Below are 11969 nucleotides of genomic sequence, written 5' to 3' on the forward strand. Positions count from 1 at the left end.
ATTACCTAAATTAATAATTTGGAGGTAAATTTATGAGTAATAAAATATTAATAATAGAGGATGAAAAACCTATATCTGATATATTAAAATTCAATCTTAAGAAGGAAGGATATGAGGTTGATACGGCATTTGATGGAGAGGAAGGAATAAATAAAACGTACAGCTTTAAGCCGGATCTAATACTTCTTGATGTTATGATACCAGTTTATGATGGATTTCAGGTTTGTAAAAAGGTAAGAGAGACATTATCAATTCCAATAATAATGGTTACAGCTAAAGAAGAAGAAGTAGATAAGGTATTAGGACTTGAACTTGGAGCTGATGATTATATAACTAAGCCATTTAGTGTAAGAGAGCTTATGGCTAGGGTTAAGGCTAATCTTAGAAGGACTCAAGTGTTAAACACAGAAAATAAAAACGAAGACATAATAACTAATGGAAATTTAAGTGTTGATTTAGTTAAATATGAGGTTAGCAAGAATGGAGATAATATAGATTTAACTGTAAGAGAGTTTGAATTGTTAAAGTTTTTGATAACTCAAAAGAATCAAGTATTCTCTAGAGAACAGCTGCTTGAACAGGTTTGGGGATATGAATACTATGGAGATATTAGAACTGTAGACGTTACTGTTAGAAGACTAAGAGAAAAAGTAGAAGATAATTCATCAAACCCTAATTATATAATAACTAAACGAGGAGTAGGTTATTATTTTAAGGGGGAATAGATTTTGTTTAAAAGTATAAGGTACAAAATAATAGTTATATACTTTTTACTAGTTTTTATAGCCATGGCAATAGTAGGAATATTTATGATAAATCAATTTGAGCATTTGCATATAAATACAGCTACAAATACACTAAATAGAATAGCTAACAATATAGTAAAACCTCAGATAAGCAATATAGATTTTAGCAACTATAATGATTTAAGATATGAAATTCAAAAGATACCAGTGCTTCCTGGCGATTATGAGATATTAATGATAGACTCTAATACTTATAAGATAATAGCATCTACTAAAAACAACAGTAGGTTAATCGGAAAAGATGCTCTTAATAATCTTAACCAAGAGGTAATATCAAACTCATCTCAAAGTGGATATATGAAGGATGAACAAGCTGTAAAAAATATAGGATATATATATAGAAATCGAAGAAATCAAACTATAATAATATACGGTAAAGCATATCTTGAAAACATATATGAGGTTTTAAATGAATCAAAGAAGATATTTTTACAAGCCATAATAATGGCCTTAATAGTAACTATAATACTTGGATTTTTGATATCAAAATCAATAACAAATCCTATAAAGGATGTAACAAGTAAGGCATCTAAAATGGCAAAGGGAGACTTTGAACAAAAGGTAGATATAAAATCTGATGATGAAATAGGACAACTTGGAGAGATGTTCAACTATCTAACCGCCAAGCTTAAAAATACACTAGATGAGATATCGAGTGAAAAAAGCAAACTTAATGCGATAATAAATCAAATGGGAGACGGATTAATAGCTGTTGATAACGAAGGTTATATAATTCATGTAAATCCTACTTTTATAGAAATGCTAAGAATAAATCAAATAGATACAACAAAACCTATATATGATGATATGGTAGGTAAATATAACGAAAATTTGACTCTAAAACATATAAGAAATAAGAATATATCTCAGGGAAGTGAGATAATAAAACTTGAAAATAACGATATACTAAGAGCTAATTTTGTATATCTTACAAATGAAAAGGAAGAGGTTAAAGGTCTTATACTAGTTCTTCAAGATATAACAGAGCATGAAAAATTAGATAATATGAGAAAAGAGTTTGTAGCGAATGTATCTCATGAATTGAAGACGCCTATAACAACTATAAAAAGTTATATAGAAACCTTGCTTGATGGAGCCATGGAGGATGAGGAAATATGCAATTCATTCTTGAGTGTAATAGATAAGGAATCAGATAGAATGGCAAGACTTGTTAGTGATTTGCTTCAATTATCTAGAATGGATCATAAGAAAAACAATTTCAATTCATCAAGGTTTGATATAGACAATTTGATAAAGGATATAGTAAATAAACTGGATATTTCGTTTAAAGAAAAAAATCATATAATAAAAATAGGACTTTGTGACAAAAACATAATGATAAATGGAGATAAAGACAGAATAGAACAGGTTATTCAAAATATACTTACTAATGCTATAAAATATACACCTAATAATGGAGTTATAAGTGTAAATATAAAAGAAGAAGATGAACAAGCCTTTATATCTATAAAAGATAATGGAATAGGTATTCCGAAAAAGGATGTATCTAGGATATTTGAAAGATTCTATAGAGTAGATAAAGCAAGGTCTAGAGATATGGGAGGAACAGGTCTAGGTCTTTCTATAGCAAAGCATATAATAGAACAACACGGTGGGGATATATCTGTTGAAAGTGAAGTTGGAAAAGGAACTGAATTTAGAATAAAATTACCTGTGGATAAATCTGTGGATATATAGTTGTTATTTAATCTAGATGTAACGATTCTGTAATATTCTTTGTGTATAATTTATATTAAAGGTTTAATATGGGGATAACATTAAAATTATACATATAATATAGAATATCAAGGAGGCTTAGAAATGAAGAAGTTAGGAGCATCTTTAATTATTTGTGGAATGCTGGCTTCAAGTAATGTTGTAGCTTTTGCAGATACAACTAATTCAAAAGATGTACAAAGCAACATTTTACAAGAAATTAAAACTCAAACAGAAACGAATACTCAACCAATACAAACACCAAAAATAGAAGTACCTCAAACACCAAAAACAGAAACACCACAAATAAAGATTCAACCAGTAGTTGAAAATAAAAAAGAAGAACAAAAACCTATTGAAATAATGAAACCTGTTTCTAATTATACTGTTACAACTAATAATAAGGTTGTAGTATCTGGAAGTGGAGAAGAAGGTAGCGTTGTTTACTTAGATGTGTATTTGAAAAGTAATAAAAATGATGTTTTTAAGAAAACAGATAATTCAAAGACACTAGAAATAGGAGCTATGGGATTCTTTTTAACAGAAGTAAACTTAAATCCTGGTGAAAATAAAATAGTTATAAAAAACAACAATAAAGAAAAAACTAGAGTTGTAAAGTATACAAAAATAGAGAATAAAAAAGAAATACAAAATAATATGGATAAAATAACAGATAAAAGAATTCAGGACATTTTTAAAGATATAATTACCCCAAAAAAATAAATTTGGAGTGTTAAATTGTGAGTAAAGAAAAATTCAAAACATGTACATTAGTAATATTGTTTTTTATGTCAGCCTGTCTTTTGATGCTCAATATAAGTTTAGTAGGATTTAACTTTAATTTAAAAAAGATATATGGAAGCTCAAATATGAAATATAATATTTATTCAGTTGTAAGACCATACAGAGTATTTGCATACTTTGGAGGTGGGAAAAATAATACAGAGGTATTAGATACTCAGGATGAATATTGGAATCAAATAAAACTCATTTTAAAACAAGAATTATCTAAACAAAAAAAAATAAATGAAGTAAGCTATAATGATTATTTGAGTAAAAAAAAGATGAAGGCTATAGAAGCTAATTTTGGTGAAGGATTAGATGTTGAATTAATAAATAAGAGTATATTCTTGAATGAAAGTGCTATAAGTAATATTGGAGATATTTGTGAAATACTTATACCGTTAGTAGATGATAAATCTATATATTTTTTAAGCAAAGAACAAAAAGTATATAGAGTAGATTTAGATAAAGTAAAGCATATAGATTTAATAGATAAGCTTGAAAAAAAGGGATATACTGAATACTTTACTGTGGAACAGTTATTTACCATAGATAACAATACATTAATTCCTATTAAACCAGATGGGGTTTCTTATGATAAGGTTAGTTCGAAGAATATTATAGATGTTAAAGATGATAAGATAATACAAAAGATAGGAGAAAATATTTTAGGAAAGAAATATGACTTTACTAATAGGATTGTAGAGAAAAATGGCAATAATACTTTTATATACGGATATGGAGAAAAGACATTAAGATTATATAATAATGGATATATAGAATTTTTAAATGAAGATATAGAGAATAAAAATATAGATTTGAATCAATCTTTAAATATAGCTTTAGATTTTTTAGCTAATCAGAATATAGATATAGATAATTTATCTTTGTATAGTATAAGACAAAATTCTATAAATAGTATAAATTCATATGAATTTAATTTTTATTATAAAATTAATGATCTCAAAGTAAAGTCTGATAATTTATTCAATCCTATACAAATAATAATAGCTGGAGAAGATGTATATCGCTATAAAGGTGTTTTAAAAGAAGTAGACGAAATTGAAAAGGATAATAAAGATAAGAATATAATATCTCCTGAGCAGATACTCAATATGAATTTTTCTTTATTAAAACAAGACCTTAAATATCAAAGTGGTGTAGAAGTATGGAAAAATATAAAAGGAGTAGAGCTTATATATTTTTCTAAGGATAATTACTTTATTCCATCATGGGAAGTAACTATAGGCAGTAAGGTATATGTATTTGATGCCTATAAAGGGGATGTTTTATAAAATGGATGGATCAAAAGTTAAAAACATACTAATTATTGCATTTATATTAACTAATATGGTTTTGGGATATAATCTTTATATAAATGTATTTAGGTATGACAAGCAGGATATCTTTAGTGATAGTTCTATAAATAATTTAAATAAACTTTTAAGTACTAAAAATATATCTATAAACACTCAAATACCTAAAGATACCCCTAGCCTTAGTACGTTAAGTATAAAGTATGAGGATTTAAGTGAATCTGAATTAGACTCTTTATTTAAAGGAAATGGTTTATATGAGGTTAAGGATAAGCATATAATATACAATGGAAAGTCTGATATAGATGATTTTAATATAAAAGAATGTACACTGTTTACTAAGAAGTTTCTTAAAAAATACAATTTTGATGATGATATGTATCTAAAGTCTACAATTAGAAAACCAGATCATATAGAAATCATATATACTGGAAAATATAAAGATTATTTTTTAGAAGAGAGTTATATGAATTTTGTATTTTACGAGAATAAAGATTTTTCATTTGAAAGATTATGGATAGTTCCGATAGAGGAAAAAAAGCAGAAAAAAAGGGTTATAACTAGTGTAGAAGCTATTATGTCTGCTTATAACCAGATAGAACAAGATTCTGTTATAAATGAAATAAAATTGGGATATTATTTTGAATCTAAGAATATGGATATAGAGCAAGGCGATATAGGCCCTGTTTGGAGATTAAAAGTGAATAATAAATATATATATATAAAAGCCTTTGATTTATAATCTATAATTGAAGGCTTTTATAATGAGTAGGAAATTATATTCTTATTTAAATTGTCGATAAGTATAGTTTCCGTTACGAATTTCAAAAAAGTCTACATTTAAAGTTCTTCAGAGAAGAGCTTTTTTATATTTTCGTAAATATCAAATTTAATGATATAATATATTTTAAAATGATAAGTTGGAGGTTTAGGATGAGTTTTAATTACGCTTCAGTAGCTAGCGGCAGTTGTGGTAATTGTCATTATATAGAGTATAAAGATACTAAAATTTTAATAGATGCAGGTCTTAGTGGTAAGAAAGTTGAAGAAAATTTAAGAAAATTAGACAAAAACCTTGAAAATGCTGCAGGAATACTGATTACACATGAGCATACAGATCATATAAAGGGTGCAGGAATTTTATCAAGAAGATATAATATACCTATATATGCAAATAGAAATACTTGGGACTGTATGATAGATAAGCTTGGAAAGTTAAAAGAAGATAATATTAAATTTTTTGATAATGATATTCCTTTTATTATTGGGGATATTAATATAAAGGCTTTTCCTATTCATCATGATGCAGCTGATCCTGTAGGATATACTCTATATAATGGAAATACTAAAATAAGTGTAGCTACGGATTTAGGACATGTATGTGATGATATTAGAAGAAATTTATTTGAGTCAAAGCTTGTGGTTCTTGAATCTAATCATGACGTAGAGATGCTAAAGATGGGATCATATCCTTATTATCTTAAGCAAAGAGTAATGTCTAATAAAGGACATTTATCTAATGAAGATGCAGGTAAGTTTTGTGTAGAGCTTGTAAAAAGAGGAACTCAAAAGATATTACTTGCTCATTTAAGCAAAGAGAATAACTTTCCAGAGCTTGCTTTTGAAACAGTAAAAGGTGTTTTAAAAGAGAAGAATATATCAATAGGAAAGAATTTAGAACTTGAGGTCTTAAGAAGAGGAACAATATCAAATTTATACGCAGTGTAAGGAGTGATTTGGGTGAAAAGAGGAGGATATTTTATAACAGGTTTAATAGGTGCTATTATAGGAAGTTTACTTACTTTATACATAGCTCCAAACTTTATATTTAATGATATTCAAGCTGGTAATGAGCCACAAAGCAATACTCAGATAGTAGTAAATTCAAATGATGAGGAAAGCATATATAAGGCAGTAGCTAAAAAAGCAATGCCATCTGTTGTAGGTATAACTACAGTAACTGTCCAAAAAGATCGTTTTTTTGGTATTACTAGAGAAGCAAGTGGGGTAGGAACAGGCGTTATTATAGATGAGAGAGGTTATGTACTTACTAACTCACATGTTATAGGAGATGGAAATGCAAGGGAAGTTAATGTACTTTTCTATGATGGAAGTAATGAAAAAGCAGAAGTTCTTTGGAATGATTCAACTCTAGATTTAGCTATAATAAAAGTTGATAAAAAAGGACTACCAGTAGCAGAGCTTGGAGATAGTGACAAGGTAGAAGTTGGAGATATAGCGGTAGCTATAGGTAACCCTCTTGGGCTTGAGTTTGAAAGAAGTTTAACTCAAGGAGTTATAAGTGGACTACATAGAAGTATTAAGATAAATGAGTATGAATCTGTAGACGATATGATTCAAACTGATGCATCTATAAACCCTGGCAACAGTGGAGGGCCACTTTTAAATTCTAAAGGACAGGTTATAGGTATAAATACAGCTAAGATTCAAACAGGAGAGGGATTAGGGTTCTCTATTCCTATAAACATTGCAAAACCTATAGTAGACCAATTTATAGAAAAAGGCGAATTTAAGAGAGTTACTCTTGGAATAAAAGCTGTAGATGCTAAGTATTTTGAAGATAGAATGGGTGAAGAATTAGCTGTAGATCAAGGTATATATGTATATCAAATCATGGCAGATTCACCAGCAGAAAAATCAGGAATGGAATCTGGAGATGTAATAGTTAAAATAGGAGAGAATGATATAAAGACAATGGGCAATTTAACTAGAGAGCTTTATAAGCATAGACCTGGTGATGTTGTTGAGGTTAAGGTTAATAGAGGTGGAAAAGAAAAAGTATTAGAGGTAACTTTTTAGTAAATAGTGCTTGGATATTTATATCCAAGCATTATTTTTGTATACTATTTTGAAAAAACTTAGGTTTTAGGATAATATATTAATAGATTGAATTTAGGAGGGATATTTGTGAAACGAGTTATAATAAATAGACTTATATACTTGATACTTATATGTATAGGGATGTTTTTAGCTCTTAAAGACATGTACTATATAATAGCAATACCAGTTATAATGTGGTTGTTGGTTGAGAGAGTATTTTGGAAAACTTTTTATGAGGGAAAGAGGATGCTTTATAAGAGGCAGTTTAAGAGTGCGGCTGGAAAGTTTGAGGCTTTTTTAAAGGAGTTGGAGGAGAAGCCATGGCTTAATAATTTAAGAATGTTCAATATAGGAGTATATACTCACAACCTACAAGCTCAATGTTATAACAATATAGGAATATGTTATCTAGAATCGAGGTCGTATAAAAAGGCTACTAAGTATTTTAATAAAGCAATAGAGCTAGATGATATGTTTTGTATACCTTATTATAATTTAGCAATAATAAAACTTATACATGACAATGAATTAGAGGCTAGGGAGTATCTATTAGAATCTATTAGAAGAGGATACAATAAGGTAAAGCTTGCACAGCTTAAAAGTTATGTGATGATGAAATATAAGATGCAGGAGAGATAATTAAAATGAATATAAAAATAGTTACTGTAGGAAAAATAAAAGAAAAGTATTTAAAACTTGGAATAGATGAGTTTACTAAAAGACTATCTAAGTACTGCAAATTAGATATAGTTGAACTTAGTGATGAAAAGGCTCCTGAGAACTTAAGTGAAAAAGAGATGAACATGATAAAGGATAAGGAAGGTAAGAAAATATTATCTCACGTAAAGGATACTACTTACGCTATAGCACTTGCTATTGATGGAAAGAACTTATCTTCAGAGGAATTAGCTGATAAGCTAAACAGTCTTAGTATAATGGGAAAGAGTAATGTAACATTTATAATAGGAGGATCATTAGGCCTTTCTGATGAGGTGTTAAAGAGAGCAGATTTTAAGCTTTCGTTTTCAAAGATGACATTCCCACACCAGCTTATGAGGCTTATACTTCTTGAGCAGGTGTATAGAAGTTTTAGAATAATTAAGGGGGAACCCTATCACAAGTAAATGAGATTTTATATTAATTATTTTAAGTGGTATGATTATAATAGATTAATGCCATAAGTATAGCATATAATGACTAATAAACTGATGGATTATATTGTTTAATAATTAAGAAGTTTATTAGTCATATTTTAGAAGTGTAGTTAGAATAGTATTATAGTTAATTATTATTCAAATAATATCATAGATATTTATATATTCATTTGATATATCAATAAAGCTCTTAAGTGAATCATTAAATTTCCCATTTTCATTTACTACAAATTTGACTTCCAATTTCTTAAAACCATCTCTTAAATCATAAACATGAAAATTATGTTTTTTAGGTAAAATACTTTTAGGTAAAAGTGAAACGCCTAAACCTGCAGTTACCCCATTAAGAATAGATTCTAAAGTATCAAATTCAATAATAGTAATGGGCTTAGAGTTGTTAACAGTAAACCATTTTTTTAGAAGCTGATGATATGGGCATTGGTTATCTGTATTTACTATTATTGGTGTAGTTATATTACTAGTGTCATTAATGTTTGTAGAAGATATTAGTGCAATTTCCTCTCTGAAACTAAAAATTTCTTTAACTTTTATAGATGTATATTTATCATATATAAAGGCCCCATCTAGCTCATCTTTTATAAGTTTATCCAAAAGAACTTCTTGTTTTTCAGTTTTTAATACTAAAGATACTGTAGGATTTTTTTTATAAAACAAAGTAAATAATTTAGGTAGTAAAGATGCAGAAATAGTTTGGGTAGCACCAATTGTAAGGTTAGAATTAATCTTAGAAATGATAAATTCTTCTGTAGCTTCATCTACTAACTTAATAATTTTATCTGCATATGGAAGTAGTTTTTCTCCATGGGCGGTAATAGTAGTACCTTTATTATTCCTTATAAATAAAGTAGCATTCAACTCATTTTCAAGGACTTTAATTCTCATAGTAATATTCGATTGTGCATATCTAAGGTTTAAAGCAGCTTTTGATATAGACTTCTCATATGCAACCATTTGAAATATTCTTAAATCGTTAATCTCCATATTATTACAACCTTTCAAACGTATTATTTTATATTGTGATATCACTAAAAGTGATATTAGCTATTATTTATAAGTATTATACAATTTTTATTTATGGAGTTAAACTATAATTGTAAAAACTAATAGAGTAATTATTATAAGTTATGAAGAATACAAGGAGGATGATTAAAATGATAGCAACACAATATAAGATTATACTACCAAGTAATTATGATATGAATATAATAAAGGATAGAGTAAAAAATAATGGGTATAAAACTGATGGATTTGAGGATTTAAAGTTCAAGCTGTATCTTATAACAGAAAAAGGAGAAAACAATAATTTACAAAATAGTTATTGTCCTTTATATATTTGGAAAGACAGCAATGGATTAAATAAATTCTTATTTAATGGATTTTATGATAATATAATAACTTCTTTTGGATGGCAACAAGTAAATGTAGGAATACCGTTAATTGATACAACGACATGCAATTTTAATGATATGAAATATATATTTGAAGTGACAAAAGAGATAAGCCCTCAAGAAAGTTTAAAAAATTTAAAAGATAAAATAGAAAAAGATATACCTAAGATTGATAATGCAGAATATGTTGTTATTTATAATCCAGACAAATGGAAATATAATATATTTTATTTTATAGATGATTTAAGTAAAGTAAAATCAGAAAAAGGGGTAGTTTATGATATACTTCATATATCATAAGAAAAATATGAATATAAACCTCACTTAGTAGTGATACGGAAAACTGTACTATAAATAGAAAAATAATACACTCTTTATTATAACTTTAGCATAACATAAATATTTTAGATAAGAATAAAATTGTATGGCAATTTACCATAAATTGCTATACAGTTTTTATATATTATTGAAATTAAAGGGGGATTTTATGTTTAAAGAAATGAGAAGAAAAGATAGAGAAATTTTTAATAAACAAATAGAAGAAATTTTATTATATGGGGAATATGGTACCCTTTCAACTATAAGTGAGAATGGGTATCCATACATTGTTCCTTTAAGCTATGTTTACTACGACAAGTGCATTTATTTCCATTGTGCTAAAGAAGGTCATAAACTTGAAAATATAAAACAAAATAATAAAGTATCATTTTGTGTAGTTACAGATACAGAAGTATTACCAAGTAGATTTAGTACAAAATATAAAAGTGTTATAGCTTTCGGAACTGCAAGTGAAGTAACAGATAACTTAAAAGAGAATGTCTTAATTCAACTTATAGATAAATATTCTAAAGATTTTTTAGATGAAGGTAAAAAATATATTGATAAGGCAAAAGAAAATACAAAAATAATGAAAATTAACATACAACACATGACTGGGAAATCAAATAAGTAATATTTATACATAGAACTTTGAAGTAATGTATTTAGTAACCACGCTGAAGCGTATAATAAATAGAAAAAGGATACACTCTTTATTATAACTTTAGTATAACATATGAAAATAGAATAAAATTGATTATTGTATAGTAATTTTATTACAATTGCTATACAATTTTTATATCGATTAGTTAATGGAAATCGGTAGATATGTTAATGTAGTTTATATTTTCTAATAATATTAAATCTTAATAAGAAGGGATGTAACAATATGTATTTAGTGAGCGCTTGTTTAGCAGGAGTTAATTGTAGATATAATGGCAGTAATAGTACCAATGAAGCTATACAAGAATTAGTAAGAGAAGGAAAAGCTATTGCTATTTGCCCAGAAATAATAGGAGGATTGCCAATACCAAGAGCTTGTTCTGAAATTATTATTGATGAGGATGGGAATAGAAAAATAGTAAGTGAAGGTGGACAAGACTTTACTAAAGAATTTATTGAAGGTGCACAAAAAACTTTGGAAATTGCTAAAACTATTGGTATTGAAAAAGCAATATTACAATCAAGAAGTCCATCATGTGGGTATGGTCTTATATATGATGGAACATTTTATGGGAAACTTAAAGCAGGAAACGGTTTAACTGCAGAGTTGCTAGTGGAAAATGGAATTGAAGTATATACCGAAAATGAGTTAGAGAAATTATCAATATAAGCATAACTGCTTAGTAAATTCAAATTATAAGATAAATTTCATATAGAAAAAAGATAATATATAAGAATAAAAAAGTCATGTATTTAGTTAAGCATGCTGAACCGTACCATATATAAACTGAATTTTTTCTTGAGATTATGTTTATGAAGTTTTAAATAAGCGTACTAAGAGTTCGCAAATAAGTAAGAAACTTATAAGGTGAATATGTTAAATGGATATAGAAACATTAATAGATTTAAATTCTTTTGAATTGAATAAGCAGCTTTGTGAACCATTTTAAGAATAATTTTGGT

13 protein-coding genes are annotated in these 11969 nt (G+C 27.4%); 12 read left to right on the forward strand and 1 reads right to left on the reverse strand.

Annotation, left to right across the window (positions count from 1 at the left end; genetic code table 11):
- The first annotated feature begins 32 nt into the window (after positions 1 to 32).
- From yycF to rlmH, 9 genes are all read left to right on the forward strand, one after another.
- On the forward strand, positions 33 to 725 hold the full coding sequence (gene yycF / locus M2214_RS17625; RefSeq protein ID WP_248481243.1) for a response regulator YycF: 693 nt from the start codon (positions 33 to 35) through the stop codon (positions 723 to 725).
- A gap of 3 nt (positions 726 to 728) precedes the next feature.
- Entirely contained in the window at positions 729 to 2504 is a 1776-nt protein-coding gene (gene pnpS / locus M2214_RS17630) for a two-component system histidine kinase PnpS (protein ID WP_248481244.1), read from the forward strand.
- 123 nt (positions 2505 to 2627) lie between these two features.
- Positions 2628 to 3245 (forward strand): hypothetical protein, encoded by a 618-nt coding sequence (locus M2214_RS17635; RefSeq protein ID WP_248481245.1) that lies wholly within the window; start codon positions 2628 to 2630, stop codon positions 3243 to 3245.
- Between the two features lie 17 nt (positions 3246 to 3262).
- The gene (locus M2214_RS17640) at positions 3263 to 4600 is read left to right on the forward strand and encodes a hypothetical protein (RefSeq protein WP_248481246.1); all 1338 of its coding nucleotides are present in this window, start codon (positions 3263 to 3265) and stop codon (positions 4598 to 4600) included.
- Position 4601: 1 nt separating this feature from the next.
- Complete coding sequence (gene yycI, locus M2214_RS17645; protein ID WP_248481247.1) at positions 4602 to 5363, forward strand: two-component system regulatory protein YycI; 762 nt, start codon at positions 4602 to 4604, stop codon at positions 5361 to 5363.
- A gap of 191 nt (positions 5364 to 5554) precedes the next feature.
- Positions 5555 to 6349, forward strand: coding sequence for an MBL fold metallo-hydrolase (locus M2214_RS17650; RefSeq protein ID WP_248481248.1), 795 nt, complete (start codon positions 5555 to 5557; stop codon positions 6347 to 6349).
- 12 nt (positions 6350 to 6361) lie between these two features.
- A complete protein-coding gene (gene htrA, locus M2214_RS17655; protein ID WP_248481249.1) occupies positions 6362 to 7441 on the forward strand; it encodes a serine protease HtrA in 1080 nt (359 codons plus the stop codon).
- 108 nt (positions 7442 to 7549) lie between these two features.
- Positions 7550 to 8101 (forward strand): tetratricopeptide repeat protein, encoded by a 552-nt coding sequence (locus M2214_RS17660; protein WP_248481250.1) that lies wholly within the window; start codon positions 7550 to 7552, stop codon positions 8099 to 8101.
- 5 nt (positions 8102 to 8106) lie between these two features.
- Positions 8107 to 8586, forward strand: a complete 480-nt coding sequence (gene rlmH, locus M2214_RS17665) for a 23S rRNA (pseudouridine(1915)-N(3))-methyltransferase RlmH (protein WP_248481251.1) — start codon at positions 8107 to 8109, stop codon at positions 8584 to 8586.
- Positions 8587 to 8754: 168 nt separating this feature from the next.
- Here rlmH and M2214_RS17670 read toward each other — a convergent pair whose 3' ends face one another.
- Complete coding sequence (locus M2214_RS17670; protein WP_248481252.1) at positions 8755 to 9618, reverse strand: LysR family transcriptional regulator; 864 nt, start codon at positions 9616 to 9618, stop codon at positions 8755 to 8757.
- Between the two features lie 170 nt (positions 9619 to 9788).
- Between M2214_RS17670 and M2214_RS17675 the strand changes: the two genes are divergently transcribed.
- From M2214_RS17675 to M2214_RS17685, 3 genes are all read left to right on the forward strand, one after another.
- On the forward strand, positions 9789 to 10325 hold the full coding sequence (locus M2214_RS17675; protein WP_248481253.1) for a DUF4865 family protein: 537 nt from the start codon (positions 9789 to 9791) through the stop codon (positions 10323 to 10325).
- 187 nt (positions 10326 to 10512) lie between these two features.
- Positions 10513 to 10977 (forward strand): pyridoxamine 5'-phosphate oxidase family protein, encoded by a 465-nt coding sequence (locus tag M2214_RS17680; RefSeq protein ID WP_248481255.1) that lies wholly within the window; start codon positions 10513 to 10515, stop codon positions 10975 to 10977.
- A gap of 255 nt (positions 10978 to 11232) precedes the next feature.
- Positions 11233 to 11676, forward strand: a complete 444-nt coding sequence (locus M2214_RS17685; RefSeq protein WP_248481263.1) for a DUF523 domain-containing protein — start codon at positions 11233 to 11235, stop codon at positions 11674 to 11676.
- The last annotated feature ends 293 nt before the right edge of the window (positions 11677 to 11969 follow it).

This window comes from Tepidibacter aestuarii, assembly GCF_934924865.1.
Lineage (GTDB): Bacteria > Bacillota > Clostridia > Peptostreptococcales > Peptostreptococcaceae > Tepidibacter_A > Tepidibacter_A aestuarii.

Bases quoted from the DNA above. Each gene is read 5' to 3' on its own strand.
- yycF (WP_248481243.1), top strand. From the start codon at position 33: ATGAGTAATAAAATATTAATAATAGAGGATGAAAAACCTATATCTGAT.
- yycI (WP_248481247.1), top strand. From the start codon at position 4,602: ATGGATGGATCAAAAGTTAAAAACATACTAATTATTGCATTTATATTA.
- M2214_RS17650 (WP_248481248.1), top strand. From the start codon at position 5,555: ATGAGTTTTAATTACGCTTCAGTAGCTAGCGGCAGTTGTGGTAATTGT.
- M2214_RS17680 (WP_248481255.1), top strand. From the start codon at position 10,513: ATGTTTAAAGAAATGAGAAGAAAAGATAGAGAAATTTTTAATAAACAA.
- M2214_RS17635 (WP_248481245.1), top strand. From the start codon at position 2,628: ATGAAGAAGTTAGGAGCATCTTTAATTATTTGTGGAATGCTGGCTTCA.
- rlmH (WP_248481251.1), top strand. From the start codon at position 8,107: ATGAATATAAAAATAGTTACTGTAGGAAAAATAAAAGAAAAGTATTTA.
- M2214_RS17670 (WP_248481252.1), bottom strand. From the start codon at position 9,618: ATGGAGATTAACGATTTAAGAATATTTCAAATGGTTGCATATGAGAAG.
- M2214_RS17685 (WP_248481263.1), top strand. From the start codon at position 11,233: ATGTATTTAGTGAGCGCTTGTTTAGCAGGAGTTAATTGTAGATATAAT.
- M2214_RS17675 (WP_248481253.1), top strand. From the start codon at position 9,789: ATGATAGCAACACAATATAAGATTATACTACCAAGTAATTATGATATG.